At 57.0% G+C, this 25,910-nt stretch carries 28 protein-coding genes; 13 read left to right on the top strand and 15 right to left on the bottom strand.

All coding sequences use genetic code 11. From position 1 onward, the window contains the following. The first annotated feature begins 9 nt into the window (after nucleotides 1–9). Entirely contained in the window at nucleotides 10–741 is a 732-nt protein-coding gene (locus ACR0KG_RS09055) for a proteasome-type protease (RefSeq protein ID WP_480543938.1), read from the top strand. 295 nt (nucleotides 742–1,036) lie between these two features. On the opposite strand, the gene ACR0KG_RS09050 is transcribed toward ACR0KG_RS09055, so the two are convergent. The 10 genes from ACR0KG_RS09050 to ACR0KG_RS09005 all read right to left on the bottom strand — a co-directional run bounded on the left by ACR0KG_RS09050 (nucleotide 1,037) and on the right by ACR0KG_RS09005 (nucleotide 7,903). Further along, on the bottom strand, nucleotides 1,037–1,423 hold the full coding sequence (locus ACR0KG_RS09050; RefSeq protein WP_480543937.1) for a hypothetical protein: 387 nt from the start codon (nucleotides 1,421–1,423) through the stop codon (nucleotides 1,037–1,039). Beyond that, nucleotides 1,424–1,798: a hypothetical protein gene (locus ACR0KG_RS09045; protein ID WP_480543936.1), complete on the bottom strand. Its 375-nt coding sequence runs from the start codon at nucleotides 1,796–1,798 to the stop codon at nucleotides 1,424–1,426. Between the two features lie 13 nt (nucleotides 1,799–1,811). Continuing rightward, the gene (locus ACR0KG_RS09040) at nucleotides 1,812–2,246 is read right to left on the bottom strand and encodes a DUF3995 domain-containing protein (RefSeq protein ID WP_480543935.1); all 435 of its coding nucleotides are present in this window, start codon (nucleotides 2,244–2,246) and stop codon (nucleotides 1,812–1,814) included. A gap of 476 nt (nucleotides 2,247–2,722) precedes the next feature. Then, complete coding sequence (locus ACR0KG_RS09035; RefSeq protein WP_480543934.1) at nucleotides 2,723–3,013, bottom strand: putative quinol monooxygenase; 291 nt, start codon at nucleotides 3,011–3,013, stop codon at nucleotides 2,723–2,725. 105 nt (nucleotides 3,014–3,118) lie between these two features. Next, on the bottom strand, nucleotides 3,119–4,015 hold the full coding sequence (locus ACR0KG_RS09030; RefSeq protein WP_480543933.1) for a helix-turn-helix domain-containing protein: 897 nt from the start codon (nucleotides 4,013–4,015) through the stop codon (nucleotides 3,119–3,121). 326 nt (nucleotides 4,016–4,341) lie between these two features. Next, nucleotides 4,342–4,806: a GNAT family N-acetyltransferase gene (locus ACR0KG_RS09025; protein WP_480543932.1), complete on the bottom strand. Its 465-nt coding sequence runs from the start codon at nucleotides 4,804–4,806 to the stop codon at nucleotides 4,342–4,344. Between the two features lie 431 nt (nucleotides 4,807–5,237). Further along, nucleotides 5,238–5,894, bottom strand: a complete 657-nt coding sequence (locus ACR0KG_RS09020; RefSeq protein ID WP_480548073.1) for an SDR family NAD(P)-dependent oxidoreductase — start codon at nucleotides 5,892–5,894, stop codon at nucleotides 5,238–5,240. Between the two features lie 92 nt (nucleotides 5,895–5,986). Beyond that, the gene (locus ACR0KG_RS09015; RefSeq protein WP_480827067.1) at nucleotides 5,987–6,529 is read right to left on the bottom strand and encodes a nuclear transport factor 2 family protein; all 543 of its coding nucleotides are present in this window, start codon (nucleotides 6,527–6,529) and stop codon (nucleotides 5,987–5,989) included. Nucleotides 6,530–6,545: 16 nt separating this feature from the next. Then, complete coding sequence (locus tag ACR0KG_RS09010; protein ID WP_480827066.1) at nucleotides 6,546–6,992, bottom strand: nuclear transport factor 2 family protein; 447 nt, start codon at nucleotides 6,990–6,992, stop codon at nucleotides 6,546–6,548. An 11-nt stretch (nucleotides 6,993–7,003) separates the two neighbouring features. Continuing rightward, on the bottom strand, nucleotides 7,004–7,903 hold the full coding sequence (locus ACR0KG_RS09005; RefSeq protein WP_480827065.1) for an alpha/beta hydrolase: 900 nt from the start codon (nucleotides 7,901–7,903) through the stop codon (nucleotides 7,004–7,006). A 102-nt stretch (nucleotides 7,904–8,005) separates the two neighbouring features. On the opposite strand from ACR0KG_RS09005, the gene ACR0KG_RS09000 reads away from it, so the two are divergent. Further along, entirely contained in the window at nucleotides 8,006–8,908 is a 903-nt protein-coding gene (locus ACR0KG_RS09000) for a LysR family transcriptional regulator (protein ID WP_480548081.1), read from the top strand. A gap of 1 nt (nucleotide 8,909) precedes the next feature. On the opposite strand, the gene ACR0KG_RS08995 is transcribed toward ACR0KG_RS09000, so the two are convergent. From ACR0KG_RS08995 to ACR0KG_RS08980, 4 genes are read right to left on the bottom strand one after another with little or no spacing between them, the layout of a single operon-like run. Beyond that, a complete protein-coding gene (locus ACR0KG_RS08995; RefSeq protein ID WP_480827064.1) occupies nucleotides 8,910–9,689 on the bottom strand; it encodes a heme ABC transporter ATP-binding protein in 780 nt (259 codons plus the stop codon). Nucleotides 9,690–9,692: 3 nt separating this feature from the next. Beyond that, complete coding sequence (locus ACR0KG_RS08990) at nucleotides 9,693–10,769, bottom strand: FecCD family ABC transporter permease (RefSeq protein ID WP_480827063.1); 1,077 nt, start codon at nucleotides 10,767–10,769, stop codon at nucleotides 9,693–9,695. Continuing rightward, a complete protein-coding gene (locus ACR0KG_RS08985; RefSeq protein WP_480827062.1) occupies nucleotides 10,766–11,617 on the bottom strand; it encodes a heme/hemin ABC transporter substrate-binding protein in 852 nt (283 codons plus the stop codon). The genes ACR0KG_RS08990 and ACR0KG_RS08985 overlap by 4 nt, the downstream gene beginning before the upstream one ends. After that, on the bottom strand, nucleotides 11,614–12,669 hold the full coding sequence (locus ACR0KG_RS08980) for a hemin-degrading factor (protein ID WP_480827061.1): 1,056 nt from the start codon (nucleotides 12,667–12,669) through the stop codon (nucleotides 11,614–11,616). The genes ACR0KG_RS08985 and ACR0KG_RS08980 overlap by 4 nt, the downstream gene beginning before the upstream one ends. Nucleotides 12,670–12,905: 236 nt before the next feature. On the opposite strand from ACR0KG_RS08980, the gene ACR0KG_RS08975 reads away from it, so the two are divergent. The 10 genes from ACR0KG_RS08975 to ACR0KG_RS08930 all read left to right on the top strand — a co-directional run bounded on the left by ACR0KG_RS08975 (nucleotide 12,906) and on the right by ACR0KG_RS08930 (nucleotide 22,314). After that, complete coding sequence (locus tag ACR0KG_RS08975; protein WP_480827060.1) at nucleotides 12,906–14,918, top strand: TonB-dependent receptor domain-containing protein; 2,013 nt, start codon at nucleotides 12,906–12,908, stop codon at nucleotides 14,916–14,918. A 28-nt stretch (nucleotides 14,919–14,946) separates the two neighbouring features. Then, nucleotides 14,947–15,387, top strand: a complete 441-nt coding sequence (locus ACR0KG_RS08970; protein ID WP_480548093.1) for a hypothetical protein — start codon at nucleotides 14,947–14,949, stop codon at nucleotides 15,385–15,387. Between the two features lie 4 nt (nucleotides 15,388–15,391). Beyond that, the gene (locus tag ACR0KG_RS08965) at nucleotides 15,392–16,057 is read left to right on the top strand and encodes a MotA/TolQ/ExbB proton channel family protein (protein ID WP_480548095.1); all 666 of its coding nucleotides are present in this window, start codon (nucleotides 15,392–15,394) and stop codon (nucleotides 16,055–16,057) included. Further along, nucleotides 16,047–16,418 (top strand): biopolymer transporter ExbD, encoded by a 372-nt coding sequence (locus ACR0KG_RS08960; protein WP_480548097.1) that lies wholly within the window; start codon nucleotides 16,047–16,049, stop codon nucleotides 16,416–16,418. The genes ACR0KG_RS08965 and ACR0KG_RS08960 overlap by 11 nt, the downstream gene beginning before the upstream one ends. Continuing rightward, entirely contained in the window at nucleotides 16,415–16,810 is a 396-nt protein-coding gene (locus ACR0KG_RS08955) for an ExbD/TolR family protein (RefSeq protein WP_480827059.1), read from the top strand. The genes ACR0KG_RS08960 and ACR0KG_RS08955 overlap by 4 nt, the downstream gene beginning before the upstream one ends. Continuing rightward, nucleotides 16,807–17,622, top strand: a complete 816-nt coding sequence (locus ACR0KG_RS08950) for an energy transducer TonB (protein WP_480827058.1) — start codon at nucleotides 16,807–16,809, stop codon at nucleotides 17,620–17,622. The genes ACR0KG_RS08955 and ACR0KG_RS08950 overlap by 4 nt, the downstream gene beginning before the upstream one ends. Nucleotides 17,623–17,727: 105 nt before the next feature. Further along, entirely contained in the window at nucleotides 17,728–17,943 is a 216-nt protein-coding gene (locus ACR0KG_RS08945) for a hypothetical protein (protein WP_480543918.1), read from the top strand. A gap of 91 nt (nucleotides 17,944–18,034) precedes the next feature. Next, the gene (locus ACR0KG_RS08940; protein WP_480548103.1) at nucleotides 18,035–19,048 is read left to right on the top strand and encodes an Ldh family oxidoreductase; all 1,014 of its coding nucleotides are present in this window, start codon (nucleotides 18,035–18,037) and stop codon (nucleotides 19,046–19,048) included. 228 nt (nucleotides 19,049–19,276) lie between these two features. Further along, nucleotides 19,277–21,001, top strand: a complete 1,725-nt coding sequence (locus tag ACR0KG_RS08935) for a type I secretion system permease/ATPase (RefSeq protein WP_480827057.1) — start codon at nucleotides 19,277–19,279, stop codon at nucleotides 20,999–21,001. Beyond that, nucleotides 20,998–22,314 (top strand): HlyD family type I secretion periplasmic adaptor subunit, encoded by a 1,317-nt coding sequence (locus tag ACR0KG_RS08930; RefSeq protein WP_480827056.1) that lies wholly within the window; start codon nucleotides 20,998–21,000, stop codon nucleotides 22,312–22,314. The genes ACR0KG_RS08935 and ACR0KG_RS08930 overlap by 4 nt, the downstream gene beginning before the upstream one ends. A gap of 8 nt (nucleotides 22,315–22,322) precedes the next feature. Here the strand turns inward: ACR0KG_RS08930 and ACR0KG_RS08925 are convergent, their stop codons facing one another. Then, nucleotides 22,323–24,014 carry a thiamine pyrophosphate-binding protein gene (locus ACR0KG_RS08925; RefSeq protein WP_480827055.1) on the bottom strand — a complete coding sequence of 564 codons (1,692 nt, stop codon included), beginning with the start codon at nucleotides 24,012–24,014 and terminating at the stop codon, nucleotides 22,323–22,325. A 240-nt stretch (nucleotides 24,015–24,254) separates the two neighbouring features. On the opposite strand from ACR0KG_RS08925, the gene ACR0KG_RS08920 reads away from it, so the two are divergent. Then, a complete protein-coding gene (locus ACR0KG_RS08920; protein ID WP_480827054.1) occupies nucleotides 24,255–25,901 on the top strand; it encodes a sulfatase-like hydrolase/transferase in 1,647 nt (548 codons plus the stop codon). Nucleotides 25,902–25,910 lie beyond the last annotated feature (9 nt).

Here is a 25,910-nt window from a genome sequence, read left to right as displayed (position 1 = left end):
GAGAAATTGATGACCTATGCTGTGGGCATGCGGCTGAATCGCGGGCTGGTGTTCATGTCCGACACACGCACGAATGCAGGCGTCGACAATGTTTCCACCTTTAACAAGATGTTCAACTGGACAGTCGAAGGGGACCGGTCGATCACAATTCTGACGGCCGGAAACCTGGCGACCACTCAGGCGACCATAAGCCTGCTGGAAGAACGCACAAAAGCACCGGCAGATCGTTCACCGTCGATCCTGGAAGCACCGACAATGTTCCAAGTCGCACAATTGGTGGCCGCCACGCTGAACGACGTTATCGAAGAGCACGCCCGATCCGGTCAGGAAGCCGACAGCGCCTTTCACGCGACACTCATCCTTGGAGGACAGATCAACGGCGGCCCGTCTCGCCTGTTTCTGATTTACCCTGAAGGTAACTTTATCGAGGCCGGAGAAGACACCCCATTCTTCCAGATCGGAGAGACAAAGTATGGTCGCCCAATTCTGGTACGCGCCTATGATCCAGAAATGAACTTTCCAGAAGCTGTTAAACTCTTGCTTGTGAGTTTCGACTCTACAATCAAGGCAAACCTATCAGTCGGGGCTCCGCTTGACCTGCTTCTCTACGATGAAGACAGTCTTGCAGGTGGTACACGATCCAGGTTCGAACCTGACGATCACTACTTTCGCACAATTTCCGAGGGATGGGGTGACGCGCTGAAATCAGCCTTATCTAAATTGCCTGAGTATGACTCGTAAGAAATCTGAACGATTGAATGCCTGATCCGCACAGTGAGCCACGCGGTTCAGTTTGATGATATACGCGACTAGGTTGCATGTTGTTCTAGTCCCAACAATCGAACTGGCACAATTAGATGAGGCGGCCCGCTAAGGCTGCCTAACAATTGCTATTTTAGCTTACGCCCAATTTATGCCGGGATGAGGTCCGAACAAGGTTCTAAATCCAGATGTTGAAAGCCGCATGACCAATTCGAGGCGACCCAATTGTGGGCCCTGATGTTGTGCAACAGAGCAAGAAACACTTGGTTCAGGATTACCTTTTTCTCGCATTCTCAGCGCGCCAAAGAAGCAGCGCCACCAAAGTTTCCGTGGTTATCGCCAGCCACACCCCAGGACCAATCTCACCTCGTGCAAACTCGATAGCACCAAGAATAGCCAGACCAATCAGCAGGAATACAATCGCCAACACGATGCTTCGTCGTGTCGGGCTTGGTGGATGTGTTGCGATTGCCAGCATCAGGAAGGCTAAACCTCCAAACATGATGCCAGCGCGCCGAGCGATCACCGCTGACCCTTGTGAAGCGCCAAGTTCAAACAGTTCAAGGACAACACCTGGTGCAAAGATGAGTGCCAAACTCAGCGCTGTGAATAAGCCCCCGCAAATCTTGCATTGATGCGTGAACGAAAGCGCCTGGATCATTTAGGTCAAACCTTGATAGGCCGCGTAGAATAGCCATCCTATCGTCAGGAAGAACACCCACGACAGATGGCGCCCCCGCCCGGCGATAAGGGCGATCAAACCAATCAGCACAAATAGCCCAACGCCACCCAGCAGGAAGGCGGGAATAAACAGCTCGGGCCTCGTCTCGAGTATAACCAACAAAACGGCAAGTGCGAGCCAAAACAGCGACAAGGCATGCCACCCAAACTGCAATGTTAGAACGGTGTTTCGGCGGCTGCCCAAGATGATTGGCAGATCACTGCGGCGGCAGATTGGGTTGATCAAGCTGATCCCACCCAGCACCGAGTGCATCAGCGAAACACCAACAAGAAGTACGGCTGCGATAACAAGCATCTAAAGCCTCACGTCATAGAAACAGGATCAACGCGCACATTGCCCCCAAAGTCAGGATCAGAGGGCTATAGTAGCGGCGGTTGTTGGTGCGAAATGGCTCATAGATGCCGGCGGGTGCGAGATCTGTATACCCAAGAGCTCCGCGAAGTAGAAACACGATGGTTTGCAAGACCAGAAGCCAGAAAGTGATCGGGGCAGGAAAGGGTGAAGGCAACACTTCGGTTTTCACTAAGGGCAAGAGCCCAGCCGCCGCGATAGCACCGGCTGCCATTATGGTGATGACAAATTTTGCACCCTGACTGATCTTAGGATCCAATGCTGGGCCGCCTACCGCGCGCGCGAGCTGATCCTCGGTTGCGAAGGGCCATGGCTTACCGAAAGCCCAAACCAAGTGTAAACATGCGATCGGAAAAAGGATTCCCGCAACGGCAAGAGCCAATACTGTCATAGCATCATGCTCCCGCAGCTACATTCATTCTGCGTTTTGCCCACAATCTTGATTTGTCGCTGGATTTCAGGTGCCACACGCCAAGGGTAGCGCACAGGTACGCCACAGCCGCGACCAAAGGGAATGACATGTGGCATCCGATCAGAACTCAAGCCTTGTGTATACATTCGCTGCGGGCTTTGGCTCGGACGCTCGCCAGAAACGTGCGCTTGCCTCTTTTGAAACCCATTGCTGAAAGACAGAGACTCCTCCATCGGTTTGCTGAAGAACGTCCACCTTCATACAACCCGGTGTCTGACGAAGTTTGCCGACAAGATCTGCGGCTTGTAGCGCAGTACGAACCTGTACGATTTGCAAAACTGGCACAGCCAAGACGCTTGTGGCGGGGCCCGGCCATGCGGCAAGCTGATTTGCCAGACACAAAGCCGGAACCGCGGCAATCACAGAACGCCGTGTCACAGAAACAGTTTCCGCCATTACATCACCATGCGGTCATAGTAAGTGACCTTAGGCGAGCCTTCCATGAACCCCAGCAAGGCAGCCATCACACCGCGTTCTTCGATGAATGCGATATATGCCTGATGATGATCCCGGCTCATCCACTCTTCGTGAATTAAGAAAGCGCGCGAGGCGGGATCGTAATAAAGTGTAACGCTTAGCGCGCCATCAAAGCCGCGCACGTTCGGCAAGTTTTCCGCAAGGAATGAAGACAGTAAGTCAAACTCACCTTCTTTCACTGTCATTTCTAGCGTGACCCAGGTTGTCATAGTTGATCTCCTTCAATGATGCGGAGATGCTGACACCAAACCCCTTAGCCGCGATAGAAAACGCGCCAAGGAAATCGGGATTACAGGTCAATTTCGACGACTGGATCACGCGATATGCAGTCGATGCTGTTTGGGTGTTTCGTGAAACAGGCCTTTGTACGCTTTGATAAAATGCGAGGTATCCGAAAACCCCGCCTGCAGAGCGATATCTGCTATCGTATCCCGGCTGTTGACAACTTTGTCACGGGCATGCTCAAGCCGTGCACGTCTAAGCCAGACACTTGGAGTTTCACCAAACTCACGCTTGAAATCCCGCTGAAAGGTCGAAACCGAACGTCCCGACAAAGTCGCGTAGTCTGCAATCGACAAATCGGTCAACGCATGCGCGCGCATGATCTGCTTGATATTGCGGCGGGCACGATTGGCATTCTCATGTACCAGAAAGCTATAAAGCTGCCCATCATCATGCAAATGCAGCAGCAAAAGTAGCTCCAGAAGCTTTGCCTTTATAAGCGCGGGTGGGACAGTCAGATCATCATATACTTTTGGTAACGCATCCACATATCCCTGCAGCGAAGGCGAACCTGCAAATAGTGCTGTCTTGCTTTTGGGCGCGGGTGTCAGACCTTTGGACGTTGCCGCGAGATAGTCGGCAATCACCGCGTCGCTAAAGAAAAATAGATAAGCTTCCAACGGGCCATGCGCATCTGAGAAGTCTGAAATCATATGATGATGCCTGGGAACCAATAACGTGTCTCCAGGTTTGACCGTCGTCTCCTCGCCATCCGGGTCAAAGAACGTCTCTTGCCCCTTTAGCACATAGGCAAGGCAGGGTGCGTTCGAAAAAAATTCTGTACCGAAGGCATTTTGGTGCAGAAGCTTGTGAAAGATTCCAGCCCGACCGCTTGCCATAACGGTCTGCGCGCCTGCGAATTGATACAAGCCTTCGGGGATAAGAAGGACATCACTGTTTGATGTCGCGATCGAATTCAGTTGAGCCATTAAGAAGTGCCTCTGCGCGCGGGTGAGCGTAACCTTCGCTGTGTTTTGAGGCAACGGAACACGCGGCGACAGATGGGCGCAGGTGAAAAAGTGAGGAAGCGGCCGGAGGCGCTCAACCGACCACAGCTTTCTTGCCGGATTACATCACGCGTCTCGACCTTGCCTGAGAAACACCGAAAGTCAGAGGCATGCGCACCCTTCCTGCGTATGAAAGCAGCAAACCATCCATCAGTTGAACCAAATGCTGTGCACGGGGCGTTGAAAAACCCCGTGCACTGTTTTCAACCACCAGCGATCTTATGCTGGCCGATGGTAGGGGTATTGTTTCAAAGCGCCTTTCTGAAGATCACTTTGTCGTCCCCTTCAGCCCAGAAATCGCGTATCCGCGCCTCCTTCTCGTAGCCATTTTTTGCGTAGAACCTGCGCGTGGCTGCGAAGTCATCGGTTCCCGAGGTTTCGACGATCAGCATACGTTGTTCCATTTTGATCAAATGCTGCTCCGCGGCTTTGACCAGATGGGTGCCCAACTGATGACCCTGATGCTGCGGATGCACCGCTAAGGCAAGCATGTTCCATGTACCGTCCGCAAGTTCTTCGGGGACGGTATAGCATAGACCAACAGCCTTGCCATTCAGGTGACAGGTCAACCAGAAAGCGCTGGTTTGTTGTGCTAGAAAAGGGGCCAGCATGTCGGGCAGCAGTTCAGCTGGGAACAGCTCTGTCGCGTCCAACACCTGTTGAAGCGCCGGGATCTCTTCGTCTTGTGTTTCTTTGATGACTACATTTTCCATTGTGTGTTTGTCCTATCGATTATCATGGTCAGAACACAGGCCACTGGCAGCGTCTCGATGTGCTGCGGTGTCTGTTTCCGGATCTGTTGAGTGATTGTCTTTCGCCTATCCCTGCAGGGTGAATTGCCGTCCGGCATATTCCCAGACTGGATCGCTCCACTTAAGGTCCGAACAGGCAAAACACTCTGCGGGTGTTTTGAGGTTCTCAACAAAGTCTCTCTTGGGTTTATGGCAACACAAAAGGCTTCCAGCATCGCACTTGGAAGTCCTTTGGTTCAAATTGGCCCAATCCAGTGGGCCTTAGCAGCGGACCGCAATCGTAGACATAAAATCTCCATCACCCGTCGATGCTTGCGGGTGTATCTCTCACCTAGCGTCGTAAACCCAGTCAGGCAAGTAGATATGCGTAAATGGTCAGAAACTGTTCACGCCTACCAGTCAATGTTCTTTCGATCCCGAAAGAACCCACCTGTCGGACCAGCTTCAGGTAGTGTGGCAAGCCAAATTGCCGTGTCTGCGCCGTCCTCGGGGGATCGGTTTGCACCGGCTCCACCCATTCGCGTCCGCACCCAGCCAGGACACATGGCGTTGACCTTGACCGTCTCAGGCAAGGTTCTGGCACTTGCCAGTGTGATGGCATTCAATGCTGCTTTGGCCACCCCATAAGCAGCGGGCCCGGCCAAGCCTTCAGAAAACGCGCCCCAACCTGATGAGACATTTACAACCCGGCCATACCCGCTTGCCACCATATGCGGGGTCAAGTGATGCATCAGCAGGTACGGCCCATGAACCATTGCCGCCATCGACATGTCAAAATCGGTAGGATCGTTCAAAAGATTGCCAGACCCGAGGATACCAGCGTTGTTCACAAGCACATCTACTGGGCCGGCCTGCTCGACCGCGGCGGCAATACTCGCTGGGTTTGCCACATCAAGCAGAAGAGCCGTCGCGCCGACCTGTTGTGCTGCGGCCTGACCAGCATTCAGATCCCGGCATCCAATCAGCACCTCCATCCCCTTGGCTTTCAGACCTTTTGCGATCGCAAGACCAATCCCGCGATTGGCCCCGGTAACAAGTGCACGCTTCATCCCAACCTCCTGCATGACATCGTTTAAGTGCGTGTTATATTTCGGACGTCCAAAAGGTCACTCACGAGATCTGAAACCAACTTAGGCAAAGATCAGTTCTGATTGCTGGCAACGCGTTCCGCCGCAAGTGCAGGCAGGTTCTCATTTCCCAGTTGTGCACGCAGATTCGCGCGCATGAATGTGATTTTCCAGCCAACTTCGGTTTTTACCAACTCATGCTGGTAGTCACCGATAAAAACCCATGTATCCTCGCCATCATTTTCCAGAATGTGCGTGGCATAGATATTGGCCGTTGTTGTTGCAGTATCACCATCGATTTCCACAGATTCCGTGCCCATCAGGTGATGTGTACGATCATATCCCGGCAAGACCGTCTGCCACGCGCCTACAATCTCGGATGGCAACAACTTAGGCAAATCGGCGGAGGTGCCCGCCGAGGCGTTGGCATAGGAGGTATAGTCGAGAACTGTACCCTCGGGATGAAATTGTGCTGCGACCTGATCCCAATCGCCCTGATCGGCATAGTAACCTACGTTGTTGATGGCATTCAGGACCTGCTGTTCGTCCGTCAGGTCTGCAAAAGCAGCCGAAGTAAGCGTCATAGCGGCGAATGCGGCAACGATTGATTTCAACATAAGTCTCCTCCTGAGTTTAAGCTGCGGCCCGGCGTTTTGCCTCGGCGGCAAGGTCCGGGTTTCCCGACGCGTATTTGAAATTGAAGCGCATGGATGACAGCCGCCAGCTTTGCTGTTCGCGGATCAGATCAAACGCGTAGGTCCCAACGATGAACTGCAGATCACCGCCTGGATGGTCAGCGATGAAATGCGTCGCCATACCATGACACTGAACCTCAGCATGGTGCCCATTCTGCTCAATGATCAGATTTCCAATCTGATGATGAACGTGATCGAAGAAAGGTAGCAGCCCTGCCCAGGCCTCTGTCAGCGCTTCGGGTGCTACGTCCGATGCCGGTCCTCCGCCATAAGCCGAATAGTCGACATGAAATGGATCGGTCATCAGCTCTTGCACTGCGGCCCAATCACCACGGTCGACCGCAGCAAAGAACCGCGAAACGGTATTGGCAATATCCGTCATCATTGCTCTGCCCTTCATGCTTTGAAGAAATCTGCCACGGCATCTGCCGAAGCGTTGACCACATCGCCACGGTCGTAGAAGTCGAACTGGGTGACGTCCTCGGCCAACCAAAGCTTCTCTAACGGTGCCTTCGTGCGTGCCTCATAGGTTGCGGCACCGGCAGGCAGTGCGATTGAAGGCGAGCCAACCATGAGGATCGGCTTGGTCAATCGATCTGCCGAGGTCTGAGCATCATAAGTCAGCCAAGGTTTCCAGCTGAGGGCAGAAAACTTGTTGTCGTAAGCGGGGATCAGGCCACGATCTTCTTCGGTATAGTATGGCGCCTGATACATCACTGCGGTCTCATCGGTCGAGCTGGCACCCAACAAAATGGTGTCGGCTGCATCCGCCGCCTCACTGGCAGAAATCAGCGCCATGGCCGCATCTGCGCCACCATAGATACCCTCGGCCATTTTGGGATCGTGCAGCCAAGGCGCGACCAGAGCGAGTTTCGAAAGCCGAGTATCGTCGGCGACCGCCTCGGCCATGTAGCCAGACGACGCACAAATTCCTAAGCCTGAAACGCTGCCAATGTCATCCCGACTGGCCATGAACGTGACCGCAGCTTTGATATCGGCTGTCTTTACCACCGGATCTTCGACATAACGCGGCGCGCCTTCGCTTTCGCCCCAACCGGTAAAGTCGAACGCCAGCGCCGCGACACCGCGCGCCGCCAATTCACGGGCATAGGTGCCTGGCATCTGTTCCTTTACCGTGGTCCAGGCCCCCGTAACGATCGCCCCGGGTAGCGTGCCCACCTTTTCAGCGGGTTGGTACAAAATGCCTTTAAGCGTCGCACCATTGCTGTCAAAGCTGACTGCTTGGGATGTCACGCCTTTTCGATCAGGTTGGTTTTGTAGGTTGATCGTCGCCATTGGGTCTCTCCATCAAGGCCGTTGTTGATGAGAGATGTAACTGTTCACATGAACTGTGATAATATAGCTATCAACCACCACTATAGTGTATGAAATCGAATAATGAGACTGCCTCTTCCGACCTTGGAAATCTTTGATGCCATCGCCCGCGAAGGCTCGTTCAAGGGCGCCGCCAACCGGCTTGGGCTGCAACCTTCGACGGTCAGCCATCAGCTCAAAACGCTCGAGGCGCAACTGGGTACAGCGCTGATAATCCGCACCACGCGGTCGCTAAGTCTGACAGAAGCTGGCCGAGCCTTGCTGCGCGGCGCTGGCCCGGCGTTTGATCAATTGGCGGACGCGGTCGAGACGGCCCGCTCTGTCGGTCATGCCCCGCGCGGTGCGTTGCGCCTGGCGATGACCGATTTCGTCTACGAGCTCTATGTCAGCCATGCGCTGGAAAGCTTTCGAAGCACCTATCCTGACATCGAAATCGAGATGGCGTTTACCGACGCTCTGACCGATCTGTTGTCAGAAGAACTGCATGCGGGTTTCCGTTTAGGAGACCGCATCGCCCCCGACATGGTCGCGGTCCGGCTCAGCCAGTCTGAACCGCTCGCCGTTTTGGCCAGTCCGACATATCTAGAGCGATGCGGAATTCCAAATACACCAGCCGAACTGCTCAAACATGATTGTATTCGCTATCGTTTTCCCACCTCGCGTCAAATCGCACCGTGGACATTCATTGACCAATCTCAGGACTACACAGTCGAGGTCACAGGGCCGTTGATCGTCAATACACTACCAGCAGTCGTTGATCTGGCGCTGAAGGGTCATGGGCTGATATTCACCTTCAGGGATTATTGTGCAGATCAGATCAAACAAGGGACATTGGTGCCCGTGTTGCAGGATCACTTGGGCAATACGCCCGGCACCTACATTTATTTCCCCCGAGAATACCGCAACATGGTTCCGCTACGATTGTTCATCGATCACCTGAAATCTTCGGTTCTGGACCGGCCATAGATCAGCCCGATAGCGCCTGCGGTAACACGAAAGGAATATCTGTTGGCGGCAGAGTGTTGATGGGTAGATCGATGCCATAGACCTGCTTCATGGTTTCAGTGTTCAGAACCTCAGACACTGTGCCCGACATCCACATGTGACCTTCGGACAAGATATAAACCAGATCGGCAAACAGCGCCGTCAGGTTAAGATCGTGCATTACAACAACAACGCCGCCGCCTTTGGCCGCGAAGTCGCGCGCGATACCCAGGACGGTGAACTGATGCGCGATGTCCAGGCTGGCGACAGGTTCGTCTAACAGCAACCAACGGGGTTGGTCCTGATCCCTTGCCTCCCAGACCTGGGTCAACACGCGGGCCAGTTGGACACGCTGCTGCTCGCCGCCCGACAAGTTCTGATAGGATCGGTTTTCAAACCCGGCAAGATCGACATGTGCCAAGGCCTGCGATGGCAAATCCTCTTCCGCAGCGGCCAAGCCATTGGACAGCCCAAGCCGCACAATTTCGTGTACGGTAAAAGGGAAAGCCACCGTCGTTTGCTGCGGCAGCACACCCCGCATCGCCGCCAACTCCCAAGGGCGTAGCTCTGCAATGTCGTGGCCATTCAGCAAAACGGTTCCAGTGCCCACCAGCTCACCGCTCAGTGTCTTCAGCAGGGTTGATTTGCCCGACCCATTCGGACCGATGATTGCCGTGACCTGCCCGGGTTGGGCTGTAAATTCCACGCCGTGCAGAACCTCTTTGCGTCCCAGACAGACACGAATGTTCTTCGCCTTCATCATGGTTTACATCCCCATCTGCCCGTGGCGTCGCAATAAAATCCAGAAAAAGACCGGCGCGCCCAGTATCGCCGTGACGATTCCGATGGGCAGCTCTGCCGGGGCGACGATAACCCGACTGATCATGTCGGCACATAGCAGCAGCGTTGCCCCCAACAGGGCCGAGTTCATCAATAGCCGGTGGTGATTAGGTCCGGTGCTGAGCCGCAGCAGATGCGGCACAACAATACCGATAAACCCAATACCCCCCGACACAGCAACCGCAGCCCCGATGGCCCCCGCAACCGTCAAAACAGCGATGTTTTTGCTGCGCTGCACCGGGATGCCCATGTGATGGGCAATCGCCTCACCCATCGCCAGACCATTCAACGCCCGCGCCAAGAACTGTGTGCAAATGATGGATGCCAGAATGATCGGGGCTGCCGTTGCAACCTTGGCCCAGGTCGCCCCGGCAAGCGACCCCATACCCCAGAAAGTCAGGTCCCTAAGTTGCTGGTCGTCGGCCAGATAAACCATGACGCCTGTCACTGCTCCGAACAATGCAGCCAGCGCGATCCCTGCCAGCAACATTGTTGCGACCGAAGTCTGCCCCTGCCGGGTTGAGACATGATAAAGGATCAGGACAGATGCCCAACCGCCCATGAACGCGGCAAGTGCGATCAGCCCGTCCCCGACCCAGGCCAGCAATGTGACAGGAAGCAAGCCGCCAAAGACAATGGCCGTGATCGCACCCAGCCCAGCCCCCGCGCTGACACCTACTATACCAGGGTCCGCCAGCGGGTTGCGGAACAATCCCTGCATCACCACCCCGGAGACAGCTAGGGCCGCTCCGACCAAGACGCCCATTGCGAGGCGTGGCAGGCGCACATCCCACAGGACGACCCTGTTGAGATCGGATAGGGGACGCCCCTGGATCAAGTCCGAAACGGCCGTGATCAAAGAGGCTTGGGATGCGCCGACAGAAACACTGATCGCACTGGTCGCGATCAGCACCGCTATCAGACCCAGGGTGATACGTCTGGCGCGAACATGGCGATCCTGAAACTCGGCACGCGCTGGCGCGCCATCCAGAGCCAAGGTCATGATCCGTTCACATCCCGCAACGCAGCTGAAAGATCTGCAATTGCCTCGGCAGTGCGCGGACCAAAGCCCAACAGATACGCGCCCGGCATCCGGATCAAAGAGGTGGATCGACCTGCCGGTGTCAACTGGATCGCAGGCAGGGAAAACAGGTCTTCGTCCGAAACCGCATGATTTCCCTGACGCTCCATCATCAGGATCACATCCGGGGCGGTGACGGCAAGCGCCTCGGGCGTGATGGGTTTGAACCCCTCAACCGCGGCGGCGGCATTGATACCACCGGCCATCTTTATGATGCTGTCCGCCTGCGTGCCTGCACCGCCGACAGTTATGTCTCCGTCGCGTGCGTTCAATATGAACAGGACACGTTGCCGATCCTGCCCGGCCAGGTTCTGCGCATTGTTTTCTGCCAGCGCCATCTGCCTAGACGCTTGGGCGGCCAGCGCCTCGGCCTCAGCCTCAACCCCCAAAGCGGCGCCAATGGTCAGGATTTTCTCGACAACCCCACCACGCGAAAAGGTGTCGGCTACCGTGACATAATCCACCCCTGCCTCTTGCAAGACTTTGATCGCATCCGGCGGGCCGGACCCCTCGAGCGCCAAGATCAGATCGGGCTCAACCGACAGCACGCCTTCGGGCGACAAAGCGCGGCGATAGCCCACGTCCGGCAATTCAAGCGCGGCTTTCGGATAAGTCGAAGTTCGATCACGGCCGACAAGCCTGTCTTGCTGGCCCAGCGCATAGATGATTTCCGTGACCGAGCTACCGATGGCAATCACGCGCCGGTCCTCGGCCAGTGTGGTACCGGCAGACAGGATCAGCGCCGCGATAAAGGCGATCAGGGTTCTCATTTCGTGACCTCTTGTTCCGACAAAGTAGGCAGCCCATCAACCAAAGCGTTCCAGGCCGGGCGGTGATCGGTTTCACCCGAGCGACGCCCGAAGATCTGGAAGATGAGCCCGCCTTCGGCATCGAACACCTCGACCGATACGGCCGGGCCACGCTGCGTGGGCTTGTTCACGGCCCAAACCTCGGCAATATGGTCGGTGCGCAGGTGTAGATTGAACTGCGGATCAAGCACGTTGAACCACGGACCCATCTGTTTCAGCGTTTCAACCGGACCACCGTGAATTTCGATGCATCCCCGATTGCCGACAAAAACCATCACCTCAAGACCCTGATCGCGCACCTGCTCGAACATGCCGGCGACAATATCGGTTTGCAGTGGCCGCGTCAGCGGTGCGCCTGCGATCCGATAAGCCCCCAGCCGGTTCATCTTGAGCTTTGAGGTCAGGCGCATGAACTGATGCGTATCCGTCATCTTGGCCCATTCGCCGCGCAGGATATCAGCTTTCTCGGGGTTGGCCTTAGGTGTCTCGGTCGCTTTGCGCGGCTCGACCGATAAAGTTTGCGATTGATCCTCTGACGCCAAAGCCCGCGTCAGATGGGCCCAGTGATCCACATCCGATCCTTCACGCAGGAATATCTTGTGCACGGCATCGCCCGCCGCATCAAACACCTGGATCGAGCGACGCGTTCCCGTGTCGGTCTCGCGCTCAACCGCAAAGGCATGTTTCCAGTGGCTGGGGAACATCCGCAAATCAATTGCTTCGGTCAGCACCATCGCAGCATGAGAACCCGAATGGTAGTTGTCGTATTGACCAACTTTTTCAATGACACAAGACGGATTGCGCGTTAGCGCCATGACCTCGCCCAAACCGTTCAACTGACCAAACAAATCATCCAGATTGGCCGATATCCGGGTCGCCCCCTGCCCCACAAAAGCTGCAACCAGCTGTCCTTCGGTCAAGCCGAGCGATTCCGCCAAGTCCCGATCCCGCTTACCCGCCTTGTTGACATAGGCCTCGCGGATATCCTGAGGGGCCATAAGCACCTGTTCCATAGTCGGTTTCCCATCTTTTGGTGGTTTTGAAGATGCTGGCCCGGTCACTGACGCCGTCAGTGACCCGCTGGCAAAGACTGCATAAACAGTCACGAAATTTGTTGACTGTTTTAGTAAGCTTTATTAACGAGCACAAGTCATCGCCGAATGACGATTCTGAAAGACACTAAAAAAGACTGACTAAGCCAGCGGCTTGCAAGCATTTCCAGTCCTTACACATGCATAGGGGGACAGATATGCGTGCACGAATCTATATGGCAGGCCTGATGGGCACTGCCTCTTGCCTCAGTTTGATGACAGCCGCCGCCTGGGCGCAGGAAGAGGATGACGGTTTCCTGGGCACGCTGGAGCTGGGCGAAAGTAAGCGGGAAATCCAGACTGACACGGCGGTGCCGGTCACCAATATCGATCAGGAAGAGATCAATGACCGTCAGGCCAACACAGTCGCCGAACTGATCGATACCGTACCCGGCGTGACACTGGTGAACGGCTCGACCCCGCAAGGGTCTGGTATAAACATCCGGGGTTTTGGGGCCAACGGAACCTTCGGCACAGATCAGAAAGTTCTGATCCTTGTCGACGGCGCCACCACCGGCGCGGAAGAGCTGTATCGGATCGGCAACCAGTTGTTCACTGATCCGCAGCTTTACAAAAGCGTATCCGTGATCCGCGGTACCGTTGGATCGTTCGAGTTCGGCTCGGGCGTTGTCGGCGGTGTGGTTCAGCTGGAAACTAAGGATGCATCCGACTTCACAGGCGGCGTTCCCGGCGTCAAACTGCGCCAACTGCTCGAAGCGTCTACGAGCGGAAATGGTTTTGTCTCGTCCTCGATCCTGGCCTGGCAACCAAATGAACAAACCGAGTTCCTGTTGAGCTACACCTATCGGGATCAGGACGATCAGGAAGATGGTAACGGCGATACCATCGGCAATAGTGAATTCACGCTTCCGTCCTATCTGATCAAAGGTAAGTACAGTTTTGGCGACAATCTGGAACACTCGATCACCGCGTCCTGGAACAACTCGACCTCGGACGAGAAAGACGTGCCTTACGACTCGTTCAGCGTCACGGCAGACGCCTTTGGCAATGTGGATCGACGGATTGAAAACCGGGTTGCCATACTGCGGTATCAATATCAACCGGCTGGAAATGATCTGGTCGATCTGGATGTGAACCTTAGCTATTCCGACCAGAGGATCGACAACACCTACATCGCGGGTTCATCCCCTCTGGAAGGGTCTCCGTTTTTCCCATCGCTTCTGGACCTTGCCGAGGCCGAACAGCGGTACGAGACGACGAAACTCACAATCAAGAACACGGCCTATTTCCAAACCGGTATCGCGTCACATGATCTGCGCGCCGGGATCGAGTTCATTGATCGCGATCGCTTGGATGGCGGTGATGCTGCCCCCGGCGGGACAGATCGTCGTTTCGCACTGTTTGCGGTTGATGACATCGGGATCGGCGACAGCCTGACCCTCACCCCGGCCATACGCTACGAGAAACAAGATATCTCTGGCGACTCAGATGCGACACCACCGCTGAGCGCAAGCTATGACAACGATGCACTGATGGGCGGCCTGTCTGCGCGGTATGAGTTCAGCAATGGCTTTGCGATCTTTGGCGGCGGAGCCTACACAGAAAACCTTCCGATCATCGATGACCTTGGCACGCCGTTGCTGATGAATCAGTCCGAAAAGGCGCGGACATGGGAAGCGGGCTTTTCTTATAATGCGGGTGATGTATTTGCCACGGGCGATGTCGTGCGCGCCAAGGTAAATGCCTATGAGACGACCTTGTGGGACATCACATCCTACCGCGACGTGGACAATGTCAAAGCTCGCGGCGTGGAAGTTGAGGCCTCATACGCAAATGCCGGTGGTTTCTACATGGATTTCAATACCAACATCGTCCACGCAACCGAGTCGGATGCCGGTGTCGAAACCCGGTGGAGGAACGAACCTGCCGACACGGCTCGTCTGACTGTCGGCCAGCGCTTTGGTGAAACGCTGGATGTCAGCTGGGAAATCCTTGGATCCCGTGCCGGGTTCGATTCGTCAGGCGATCCTTTGGGTGGGTTCGGCGTGAACACGCTCCGCGCCAGCTACTTCCCGCAAGAAGGGGCTTTCAAAGGCTTTGAATTCTATGCCGGGATCGAAAACATCCTGGACAAAGATTATCAGGGCAGCCTTTCGTCGCGCCGCGCACCCGGCCGGAACTTCAAGTTCACCGTCGCCAAAACCTTCTGATCTGACAAACGAAAGGACCATCATGAAAATGGCATCATATAGAAATGCTCGGCTGGTCCTGCTGACCCTGCTCCCAATTCTGGGGGCAGGGTTTGCCAGTGCTGAAGAGCCGGAAAAGCCCAAGGGCATCTCGATCGAGCTCAGCTCGGCCGAAGACAAGGACCAAAGCTGCATGGTCAGCTTTCTGGTCGAAAACTCCTACGACATAGATATCGACGGCGCGGTCTATGAGACTGTGCTGTTCGGTGCTGACGGCAAAGTTGCCTTGCTGACCCTGTTGGATTTCCAAGACCTGCCCGCCGGTCGCCCGCGCGTGCGTCAGTTTCAGTTTGCCGAAATGGCCTGCAACCAGATCAGCCGCATTCTGATCAACGGGGCGCAGGACTGCACCCATCAGGGAGATATGCCAGACGCCTGTATGTCGGGCCTGATGCTAAAAAGCCGCCTCGAAACCGAGATGATTGGATAGGCAAATGGATGCGATCTTGCAGAACCTGAAAGGTATTCTGGCACTCGGCGGACCCGTTGTTGCGATCTTGATCGTCACATCAATCGCGACGCTGTCGTTGATCCTCTACAAGCTATGGCAATATCGGGCAGCCGGGGTGGGCCGACATATCGAACTGTCCCGCGCCATTCTGGCCTGGGATCGTCAGGATCGTGCCAACGCGATGGCGCATCTGAATAAAAGCCGCAGCTATCTGGCCCCGGTGATTGCCATGTCTCTCGGCGGCGATGGAACCGCCTTGTCGGATCGCGTCGATGCCGAGTCTGAGGCGCGGTTTGCCCAGCTTGAACGGGGCTTGAACGTGCTGGACATGGTCGCGCAACTTGCGCCACTTCTGGGCCTGTTCGGCACCGTCCTGGGCATGATCGAGGCGTTCCAAACCTTGCAAGGTGCGGGTAATGCAGTTGACCCTGCGCTTCTGGCCGGTGGTATCTGGGTGGCCCTGCTGACCACCGCCGCAGGGCTTGCAGTCGCCATGCCAACCTCGCTTGTGCTCACCTGGTTCGAAGCGCGGATGACCCGTGAACGCATCTTTGCCAATCAGGCGTTGCGCACGGTCTTTGCCCCTGGCCATGCAGCCCAGGAACATACCGGCACCCTGCCTGAGGTCACCGCAGCGCATGTCGCTTGAGACCCGCCGAAAACGGCGCAGACGCCTGTCGATGACATCCCTGATTGATGTCATTTTCCTGCTGTTGTTGTTCTTCATGCTCACCTCAACCTTCTCGAAATTCGGAGAGATTGAGTTCGCCACCACCTCGCCTGGCGGGTCAGCTTCAGACGCGCCCATGCGATTTGTGAAACTTGAAAGGGATCGCATTCTGGTCGATGGGTCCGAGGTTCAGCTTGGTGCAGTTGCCGCCTTGTTCGACGGCGAGGCCGAGCAATTGGCGCTGATCAGCCTGAGTCAGGATGCAACGGCGCAGCAGTTGATCGACCTTCTGACAGCGCTGCGCCCCGTTGCACAGCTACGCACGCAGGTCATCGGATGATGCAGCTGAAACCCAAAGCCAAGCAGATGCGAGAACCGACGATTGCCCTGATCAACGTCGTCTTTCTGATGCTGGTTTTCTTCATGATCGCGGGAACGCTCGCCCCGCCGCTGAACGGTTCGGTTCAATTGGTCGAAACGCAGGAACTTGAGGGGCGAGAGCCCCCGGATGCTCTGGTCATTCGCGCAGATGGAGTGCTTGAATATCGCGGGGCCGAGCTGACAGATGCCGAGGCCTATGTTGAACGCGCCTCCATCGACTTTCCGCTCGATGACGTGCGCCTCGTGCCCGACAGATCGGTCCCTGCAATCCGCTTGAAAGAGGTCAGCGATGCCCTGCGCACCTTGGGAGCCACGAAAATCTACGTCGTGACAAAGCGAGGTTTGCCATGATCCCCAGATCCCGCGCCATTGCCGCGCTCGCAATTCTGTTGGCCGCCGCTACGCATAGCCTTGCGCTGCATGAGTTTCGCACGGACGAGCCCGTTTTGGTAGAAGGCGGTGGATCTGTTGAAACAGCCGCGCTTGGATCCTCCTTCAAGGATTTCGTCGCCGGAACCGCCCCCTCGGCATCGGCTGAGACGCAGCAACAACCGGTCGAGCCAGACCGGCAAGCTCAAAAAGCAGTGCCTGAGACGCTATCTGTAAGCAGCGCGGCACCATCCGTCACAGCGGCAGTTCCGGCTAAGCCGAACCTAGCAATTGCACAAACCCCACGCTCTCTCGAGAAACCTTTGGTCCAGAAGCCCATCGCCGAACCAGTGACAGCCCCGAAAACGCCACCCGTCCAAAAGCCTGAACCTGAGAAAACAAAAACCGCCGAAACTCCAGCGAAGGCTGGATACGCCGAGCAAGACCGGAAGAAGGGAGCGGCAACGGGCAAGACAGCAAAGGGTGCAGCTACGGCGCAAAGCGCAACGCGACCCACCTCGATCCAGGGCAATGCAGAGGCCAGCAACTACGCCGGTCAGGTCAAGCGCAGAATCCTCCGGGCGCGACGCAAAAGCGTGAACATCAAAGGATCGGTCCTGATCACGTTCCACATTGCAGACAACGGTACGCTTCAATCCGCGCAGGTTTCGCGCAGTTCGGGGTCAAAAAAGCTCGATCAGGTCGCATTAGCCCAAATCCGTGCTGCGGCCCCGTTCCCAGTCCCGCCACCTTCGGCACGACGCCAATACACCTTGGAGATCAAGGGAAAATAGCGCGGCAAGGTGTCCGAAAGCCCCATCACTTTTCCAACGGCTTGATATTGAAGCTTGGCATGCGCCCACCAAAAAGTGTTCAATCGGGGCAGCAAGGGGATCGGCATGCACAAACCGGAGCGTTTCGAAAAGTTTTATTTCGCCAAGGTGGGCATGGGTGAGGCCTGTGGCTGCGCCGAGCGTGTTATCGACGTCTATGAGTTCAATCGCAAAGGTGGAACCCAGTCGAAGCAAGCCCTGAAGAAAGACAAGCGCAAACGTCGGTCATTTCGATCATGGGCAATGAAATACGGGTTGCTCAGCCGGAAGCCTCGGGCTTAAACCTACACCAGAAAAGTCAGGCGCAAACCCAACCGGAGCCCCGTCGATTGGGACCGGATCACCCCGCGCATCAGACCAAAAGGACATGCCCGTGACAGACCCGTCCATGCAAACCCTCTCACTCGCCGATGTGCGGTCGCTTGCAAAATCGACGCTACAAGGGGTGGGGGTGGATGAGGTTGGAAGCGATATTCTGGCCGATATCATCATGCGGTCGGAACGGGATGGGCCGCGCAGCCACGGTTTACGCAATCTGCCAATTTATGCGCAAAGTTTCACCTCCGGCTACGCCAACCCGACGGCCAACCCGGTCATTCGCCGCATTGCCCCCGGCGTTCTGCGCGGGGATGCGGATAATGGTTATTACCAGATCGCGGCCCATGCGGCGCGCGACGAACTGATCGACATGACCCGTGAAAACGGCATCGCCGCCTTCACCTGTGCCAATTGTCACCATTTAGGTGCGTTGCGTTTTGACACCGAACCATTGGCCGAGGCCGGGCTGGTCGCCATCGCCGTTATCAACTCACTGTCACTTGTGGTGCCACAAGGCGGTGTGCGCCCAGTCTTTGGCACCAACCCGATGTCCTTTGCCTGCCCTCGCGACGGGGCCGCGCCCCTGGTGTGGGATCAGGCCTCGTCCGCCGTGGCGTTTATGGACATCAAGATGGCCGCTGCAGAAGGGCATGATTTGCGGCAACCCGCCGGGCTGGATCGCGATGGGACCCCCACAGCAGATCCGGACGCCATTCTGGAAACCCGCAGCCTATTGCCGTTTGGAGGTCACAAAGGTGCGGGAATTGCCCTTTTGGTCGAGGTTCTGGGCGCAGCTTTGGCTGGCGGCACCCTATCCGTCGACAATGCTGAACGTGAAGCACATGGCGCGCTGAACATCAAAGGCGGGGCGACGCTGATTGCCCTGGATCCTGCCCGCTTTGGCAACGACGCCTTCGCCGGTTACATCACCCGCATCTGCGCTGAGATTAAGGATAATGGTGATGCCCGCGTGCCTGGCGACGGTCGGCTTAAAAATCGCGCCGAAGCCGAGGCCAATGGCATCACCGCCAGCCAAGAGGTTTTGGATCAGATCGCAGCCCTGACCTGAGCGCATAGTCGAAGGCTGAACCCCAGCCAAAGACCCACAATACGGTCACTACGATAGACACGCTCAGGACACGTATGGCTGAAAACTGCCTCGTGTCTGCCTTGTTATTCGCGGTTTCTTGCTGGAAAAGAGAAGCATTCTTGGCAATGCAGGCCCGGCTTTCTAAGTCAGAGGCCCGCACCGCCGGACCTGATTGATGTGGAATGCAGCTTGAGACCCGAACACAGAATGTCGCCCGCCCCACGCCATGAATTGCGCATCGTGCGCAATCAGGGGATAACTTTTCTGGCTTTGGCCTTCCTGTTCAGCATCTTCGTCAATCTTCTGATGCTGACCGGACCGTTGTTCATGTTGCAGGTCTATGACCGGGTGCTGAGTTCGCGTGCGGTTGAGACGCTGACAGCCCTGTTTATCCTTGTTGCGCTGCTTTATGCGCTGATGGCGATGCTGGATTTTGCCCGCGGTCGCATCGTGGCGCGTTTTGGCGCGCGGTTTCAATCCAAGCTGGATGAACGGGTGTTCGATGCCACGTTGCGACGGTCACTTAACCCGCAGGCACGCTCGGCCCCAGCCACTGCATTGCGCGATCTTGAGTCGATCCAGAACCTGTGCTCGTCGCCTGTGCTGCTTGCAGTTATGGACATCCCGTGGACCCCGGTGTTCCTGGCAGCGATTTTCATATTCCACCCGCTTCTGGGGTGGCTGGCCGTTGCAGGTGGCGGGCTTCTGATTGTCATTGCCTTGCTGAACCAGGGCTTGACCCGCCGCAAGGTGGCCGAGGCGCAGGCTGCATCGGCGCGGGCCAACTCCTTCTCGGAACATGCCCGACAAGCGGCCGAGGTTGTTCGATCCCAGGGGATGCAACAGGATGTCACCCTGCGCTGGATGAACCAGCGCACTGATGCGCTGCGTCAGACAATTGCGGCCAGTGACTGGACAGGCAGCTTCACCTCACTGACCAAATCGCTGCGGCTGTTTTTGCAATCGGCCATGTTGGCGCTTGGCGCTTGGCTGGTGTTGCAGAACGAGTTGTCGCCCGGTGCGATGATCGCCGGGTCGATCCTGCTGGGTCGGGCGCTGGCCCCTGTCGAACAGGCAGTTGGGCAATGGTCTATGATCGAAAAGGCACGCACCGCCTGGACCTCACTCAACCTGTTTCTGGATCAAACCCCGCCCGAACCCAACCGCACCAAGCTGCCCACGCCTGAGGCACGCCTGGCTGCCAAGGCGCTGACAGTGATCCCACCGGGCGCGGCGGCACCGACCTTGCGCAATGTGACATTGAATCTGGAACCCGGAACGGCGCTTGGGGTGATCGGCAAAAGCGGATCAGGCAAGACCACGCTGGCCAAGGCGTTGCTGGGCCTTTGGCACCCTGCCGCCGGGGAAATTCGGCTGGGCGGCGCGACACTGGATCAATATGACCCCACCGATCTGGGTCAGCATATTGGTTATCTGCCACAGCAGGTGACGCTGTTTAACGGCTCGGTCGCGGAAAACATCGCCCGCATGTCACAAAACCCCGATCCGCAGGCTGTGGTCGAGGCGGCCAAAAAGGCCAACGCGCATGAGCTGATCCTGACTTTGGAGAAGGGATATGACACGTTTCTGGAAGGCAATGACAGCCAGCTGTCGGGCGGTCAGAAACAGCGCATCGCACTGGCGCGGGCCTTGTATGGCGACCCGGTGCTGTTGATCCTGGACGAGCCGAACTCTGCCCTTGATGCGGATGGGACCGAAGCGCTGAACGCTGCAGTGCGCGGGCTGAAAGAGGCGGGAAAAGCAGCCATCATCATGACCCATCGACCGCAGGCCATCTCGGAATGTGATACTTTGGCGGTTGTCGAACAGGGACAGCTGGTCAAGTTCGGCACCCGTGACGAGGTGTTGAACGCGATGGTCCAAAACGCAGGTGCCATCAAACGCAACCTCAATCAGGTGAACGTCGGATGACCGAGCAGACGAAAACCAACGGGCGCACACCCTGGCGGATTACCGTGCCCGCATTAGTGGGTTTCTTGGCCCTTGCCATTCTGGTCGGCGGTCTTGGTATCTGGTCGGTATACACCCAACTGGCGGGTGCAATTGTGTCCTCAGGCTCGATCGAGGTGCAAAGCAACCGTCAGGTGGTGCAGCACCCGGATGGCGGCGTCGTAGGCGAGATTTTTGTGCGCGACGGTGCGGTCGTGTCCAGCGGCGATCTGCTTTTGCGGCTGGACGATACCTTCCTGTCTTCGGAAAAAACCATCGTCGAGGCGCAGCTGTTCGAACTTCTCGCCCGCCGTGCCCGGCTGGAAGCAGAACGGGACAGCGCCACCCCCGAAGACCTGGCCATTCAATTGGACGGCGTTCAGCACGAACATGGCATCCAGCGCGACCTGATCGAAGGTCAACAACGCCTGTTCGAGGCGCGGTTGAATACAATGACTCAGCAAACCGATCAGCTGAAAAAACAGCTGGTTCAAACCGAAAGTGAGATTGACGGCACCGAGGCGCAGCTGGTCTCGCTCCGCCTGCAGGTCGAGCTGATCCGCGAGGAGCTTGAAGATCAACAAAGCCTGCTGAGCCGCGGCCTGACACAGGCCAGCCGGGTCCTGGCCCTGCAACGGGAAGAGGCCAGCCTGAGCGGTGAGATCGGGCGTCTTGAGGCATCCATCGCCCGGCTCAAAGGCCAAATCGCCGCGACCGAAATTCGGATCGTTGAGCTGGACGCCACCCGACGGGAAGAGGCGATTACCACCCTTCGCGACGTGCAATCGCAGGTCGCGGAACTGTCAGAACGGCGGTTGTCTCTGACGGAACGCCTGTCCCGTCTAGACATTCGTGCCCCGGTTTCGGGCACGGTCTATGGCAGTCAGGTTTTTGCCCTGCAATCGGTAATCCAGCCGGCTGAGCCGATGATGTATGTGGTGCCGCAGGACACGCCATTGCTGGTCGCCGCACGGGTAGATGCGATCCATGTGGACCAACTGCATGTGGGTCAGCCCGTCGCCCTGCGCTTTCCCGCCTTCAACCAGCGCGAAACGCCTGAACTTGACGGCCATGTGATCAACGTCTCGGCCGATACATTCACCGACGAACAAACCGGTTTCACTTTCTACCGGGCCGAGCTGGTCCCCGATGAAGGACAGGTCGAGCGGCTGAACGGTCAGGTTCTTCTGCCCGGCATGCCGGTTGAGGCCATGATTAAGACCGATGAACGCACGCCCCTGTCCTATCTGGTCAAACCGATGGCCGACTATTTCAACCGTGCCTTTCGCGAGTGAAACAAGCCCTACGACCCCGCCTTCTGCGCCCCTTCGCGCATCTGGCTGAGTGTCTGCCTTGGGGTCAGCGCCTCAGGCGAAATGTTCAGGTCCAGAACAGCCCCTGTATCCGACGCCAACGCCCTTTCGAACGCGGCCTCGAAATCCTCGGTCCGCTCAACTCGCTCGCCATGATAGCCATAAGACCGGGCGAGTGCTGCGAAATCGGGGTTATCCAGCGTGGTCCCTGAAACGCGGGCGGGATAGGTTTTTTCCTGATGCATTCGAATGGTGCCGTAGGTGCCATTGTTCAGGATCAGCACGATGGGTTGCGCACCCGCCTGCATGGCGGTCCCAAGCTCCTGACAATTCATCTGAAAATCCCCGTCCCCGGCAAAGCAAACAACGGTTCGCTCTGGATGCGCGACTTTGGCGGCAACGGCTGCGGGTAGGCCATACCCCATCGCACCGGATTGCGGGGCCAACAGGCGTTGTTGAGGGCCGTATTTGAAAAACTTGTTTGGCCAGACGGTGAAGTTCCCTGCGCCATTGGTCAGGATTGCATCATCGGGCAGTCGATTCCGCAAATAGGCCGAGACCTTGCCCATATCCACCGGGCTGGGCAGGTCGGGCAGGTCGAAACCAGCCTCATAATCCGCACGAGCCTGTGCGCGCCAATCTGCCCATCCTCCACTCGCCACATGCTCGGACAGCGCGGTTGCAAAGGCATTCGGACCGGATTGAATACCCAGATCGGGAATGTAGACCTTGCCAAGCTCTCGGTCCGAGGCGTGGACATGGATCAGCTTCTGTTCCGGCTTGGGCACGCTCAGCAAAGTGTAGCCTTCGGTTGTCATCTCTCCGAACCGCACGCCGATGGCCAGGATCACATCCGCGCCTTGTATCTGCGCCCGCGTGGCCGGTGTCATCCCGGTTCCGGCATCGCCGACATAGCTGGGGGAATGGTTGTCAAACAGGTCCTGAAACCGGAACGCGGCCACAACGGGGATGTCAGAGCGTTCGGCAAAACGCTGCAACGCGGCACTGCCTTCGGCGCGCCAACCCCCGCCGCCAATCAGGATCAACGGGCGATCCGCACCGGACAGGGCCGACATCACACCATCGATGGCCTCGGGCGTCGGGCCGGGCTCATGTACGACCGCCGGGCCTGTCAGAGCGGGCACATCGGTGACGGCAGTCAGCATATCCTCTGGCAAGGCAACGACGACCGGACCGGGGCGGCCCGAGATAGCCGTGGTCCAGGCGCGGGCGATGATTTCTGGGATACGATCTACCCCCTCGATCTCGGTCACCCATTTGGCGACGGTCCCGAAATAAGCGCGATAGTCGATCTCCTGAAACGCTTCGCGCCCTTTCATATCCGTGCCCACCTGACCCACAAACAGGATCATCGGCGCACTGTCCTGCATCGCCGTATGCACACCGATCGACGCGTTGGTCGCTCCCGGGCCGCGTGTGACGAAACAGATACCGGGCTGTCCGGTCAGTTTGCCATAGGCTGCTGCCATAAAGGCCGCGCCACCCTCGTTCCGGCACAGGATGAAATCCAGCGCACCATTTGCCCCTGCCCGTGCGCTGCCGGTATCATGCAGCGCATCCAGCACCGCCAGATAGCTTTCACCCGGCACACCAAAACTGTGCTGGGCGCCCAGCGCCTGCAAGCATTCCACCAGCACAACGCCACCGTTCCGTTCTGTCATCTCGGGCTTTTCCTTCGAACCGTCTTGTGAAACGCTCGCGTCAGTCCGACATCGAGGGCGTTCCTATCGCGGCCAACTTGGCCGAAGAAGGCGTTGAAGGTAAATCCAGAAATCCATGAAATGGGAAAATTATTCGACTGACCAGGCCAGGATCATCTGATAACCCGCTTATCACCCCTCATTGCAAAGACCAGCCCCCTGATCTGGCAGGATTTAAGGAGAGGATCATTGAAGGCTGCCATGAATATCCTGTTCATCATGTATGACCAGCTGCGGTTCGACTATCTCAGCTGCGCCGGGCACCCTCATCTGGACACACCGAACTTTGACCGGGTTGCACGGATGGGCGTGCGTTTCACCAACACATATGTGCAATCGCCGATCTGCGGGGCCAGCCGGATGAGCTGTTACACCGGGCGCTATGCCTCGTCCCATGGTGCGCAATGGAACGGGTATCCGCTGCGCGTCGGCGAGGTCACGCTGGGCGATCACTTAAGGGGCGCGGGTATGGGGTGCTGGCTGATCGGCAAGACCCATATGAAAGCCGACGCTGCCGGAATGGCGCGTTTGGGCTTGTCGCCCGACAGCATCATTGGCGCACGGCAGGCTGAATGCGGATTTGACGTCTGGGTCCGCGATGACGGGCTTTGGGCCGAGGGGCCCGACGGGTTCTATGACAAAAAACACGCGCCCTATAACGACTATCTCAAATCCAAAGGCTATGACGCCCAAAACCCTTGGGCCAATCATGCCAATGCAGGGGTCGAAGATGGTGAGATCGCCAGCGGCTGGTTGTTCCAAAACGCCGACAAAGCCGCCAATATCCGCGAGGAAGACAGCGAAACCCCCTGGCTGACCGACCGGGCGATTGACTTCATCGATCAAGCCGAGGGGCCCTGGTGCGCCCATGTCAGCTATATCAAACCGCATTGGCCCTATATCGTACCCGCACCCTATCATGACATGTACGGACCGGCCCACGTGCCACCGGCCAAGCGGGCCAAGGTCGAGCGGGACGACCCCCATCCCGTCTACGCCGCGTTCATGAACAACAAAATCGCCGCCGCCTTCCAAAAGGAAGAGACCCGGCAAAAGGTCATCCCGGCCTATATGGGTTTGATCAAGCAATGCGACGATCACCTTGGCCGTCTGCTGGACCACCTAGAAGCCACGGGCCAGATGCAGAACACGATGATCGTGCTGACATCGGATCATGGCGACTATCTTGGCGATCACTGGCTGGGTGAGAAAGATCTGTTCCACGAGCAATCCGTGAAAGTGCCTCTGATCCTCTACGATCCGCGTCCCGAAGCAGACGGAACGCGCGACACCATCTGTGATGCGCTGGTCGAACAGATTGATCTGGCCCCCACCTTCCTTGAGGTCGCAGGTGGGGAACCGGCGGGTCACATTCTCGAAGGCCGCAGCCTGATGCCGTGGGTGCGTGGGGAAGCACCTGACTGGCGCGGCTTTGTGATCAGCGAATATGACTATTGCCTCACACCGATGCGTCAGGCGCTTGGTCTTTCGAACCCGGATGCGCGGTTGTTCATGGTCTTTGACGGACGTTTCAAGATGGTCCATGCCGAAGGCGGGTTCCGCCCGATGCTGTTCGATCTGCAAAACGATCCGGACGAGTTCAACGACCTTGCCAAAACAGACAGCCACACAGATCAGATCGACCGCCTGTATGACATGCTGGCGACATGGGGGCGGCGCATGGCGCAGCGGGTCACCCGGTCCGACGCCGATCTAGATGCGATGCGCGGTCGCTCGCTGCGCCGAGGCATTCTGCCGTTTCTGGTCGATGGGACCGAAGTTCCAGATGAGCTGATGGAAAAGTATCGCGGGCCGGTGTCTCAGGACTTCACCCCAAAAGACAGCTAATCAAGGCTC

The sequence above is a fragment of the Ruegeria sp. H4 genome (genome assembly GCF_056533065.1).
The sequence above is the reverse complement of the archived record's forward strand: the minus strand, read 5'-3'. Positions and strand labels throughout refer to the sequence as shown.

Bases quoted from the DNA above. Each gene is read 5' to 3' on its own strand.
- ACR0KG_RS09055 (WP_480543938.1), top strand. From the start codon at position 10: ATGACCTATGCTGTGGGCATGCGGCTGAATCGCGGGCTGGTGTTCATG.
- ACR0KG_RS09050 (WP_480543937.1), bottom strand. From the start codon at position 1,423: ATGATCCAGGCGCTTTCGTTCACGCATCAATGCAAGATTTGCGGGGGC.
- ACR0KG_RS09045 (WP_480543936.1), bottom strand. From the start codon at position 1,798: ATGCTTGTTATCGCAGCCGTACTTCTTGTTGGTGTTTCGCTGATGCAC.
- ACR0KG_RS09040 (WP_480543935.1), bottom strand. From the start codon at position 2,246: ATGACAGTATTGGCTCTTGCCGTTGCGGGAATCCTTTTTCCGATCGCA.
- ACR0KG_RS09035 (WP_480543934.1), bottom strand. From the start codon at position 3,013: ATGACAACCTGGGTCACGCTAGAAATGACAGTGAAAGAAGGTGAGTTT.
- ACR0KG_RS09030 (WP_480543933.1), bottom strand. From the start codon at position 4,015: ATGGCTCAACTGAATTCGATCGCGACATCAAACAGTGATGTCCTTCTT.
- ACR0KG_RS09025 (WP_480543932.1), bottom strand. From the start codon at position 4,806: ATGGAAAATGTAGTCATCAAAGAAACACAAGACGAAGAGATCCCGGCG.
- ACR0KG_RS09020 (WP_480548073.1), bottom strand. From the start codon at position 5,894: ATGAAGCGTGCACTTGTTACCGGGGCCAATCGCGGGATTGGTCTTGCG.
- ACR0KG_RS09015 (WP_480827067.1), bottom strand. From the start codon at position 6,529: ATGTTGAAATCAATCGTTGCCGCATTCGCCGCTATGACGCTTACTTCG.
- ACR0KG_RS09010 (WP_480827066.1), bottom strand. From the start codon at position 6,992: ATGATGACGGATATTGCCAATACCGTTTCGCGGTTCTTTGCTGCGGTC.
- ACR0KG_RS09005 (WP_480827065.1), bottom strand. From the start codon at position 7,903: ATGGCGACGATCAACCTACAAAACCAACCTGATCGAAAAGGCGTGACA.
- ACR0KG_RS09000 (WP_480548081.1), top strand. From the start codon at position 8,006: ATGAGACTGCCTCTTCCGACCTTGGAAATCTTTGATGCCATCGCCCGC.
- ACR0KG_RS08995 (WP_480827064.1), bottom strand. From the start codon at position 9,689: ATGATGAAGGCGAAGAACATTCGTGTCTGTCTGGGACGCAAAGAGGTT.
- ACR0KG_RS08990 (WP_480827063.1), bottom strand. From the start codon at position 10,769: ATGACCTTGGCTCTGGATGGCGCGCCAGCGCGTGCCGAGTTTCAGGAT.
- ACR0KG_RS08985 (WP_480827062.1), bottom strand. From the start codon at position 11,617: ATGAGAACCCTGATCGCCTTTATCGCGGCGCTGATCCTGTCTGCCGGT.
- ACR0KG_RS08980 (WP_480827061.1), bottom strand. From the start codon at position 12,669: ATGGAACAGGTGCTTATGGCCCCTCAGGATATCCGCGAGGCCTATGTC.
- ACR0KG_RS08975 (WP_480827060.1), top strand. From the start codon at position 12,906: ATGCGTGCACGAATCTATATGGCAGGCCTGATGGGCACTGCCTCTTGC.
- ACR0KG_RS08970 (WP_480548093.1), top strand. From the start codon at position 14,947: ATGGCATCATATAGAAATGCTCGGCTGGTCCTGCTGACCCTGCTCCCA.
- ACR0KG_RS08965 (WP_480548095.1), top strand. From the start codon at position 15,392: ATGGATGCGATCTTGCAGAACCTGAAAGGTATTCTGGCACTCGGCGGA.
- ACR0KG_RS08960 (WP_480548097.1), top strand. From the start codon at position 16,047: ATGTCGCTTGAGACCCGCCGAAAACGGCGCAGACGCCTGTCGATGACA.
- ACR0KG_RS08955 (WP_480827059.1), top strand. From the start codon at position 16,415: ATGATGCAGCTGAAACCCAAAGCCAAGCAGATGCGAGAACCGACGATT.
- ACR0KG_RS08950 (WP_480827058.1), top strand. From the start codon at position 16,807: ATGATCCCCAGATCCCGCGCCATTGCCGCGCTCGCAATTCTGTTGGCC.
- ACR0KG_RS08945 (WP_480543918.1), top strand. From the start codon at position 17,728: ATGCACAAACCGGAGCGTTTCGAAAAGTTTTATTTCGCCAAGGTGGGC.
- ACR0KG_RS08935 (WP_480827057.1), top strand. From the start codon at position 19,277: ATGTCGCCCGCCCCACGCCATGAATTGCGCATCGTGCGCAATCAGGGG.
- ACR0KG_RS08930 (WP_480827056.1), top strand. From the start codon at position 20,998: ATGACCGAGCAGACGAAAACCAACGGGCGCACACCCTGGCGGATTACC.
- ACR0KG_RS08925 (WP_480827055.1), bottom strand. From the start codon at position 24,014: ATGACAGAACGGAACGGTGGCGTTGTGCTGGTGGAATGCTTGCAGGCG.
- ACR0KG_RS08920 (WP_480827054.1), top strand. From the start codon at position 24,255: ATGAATATCCTGTTCATCATGTATGACCAGCTGCGGTTCGACTATCTC.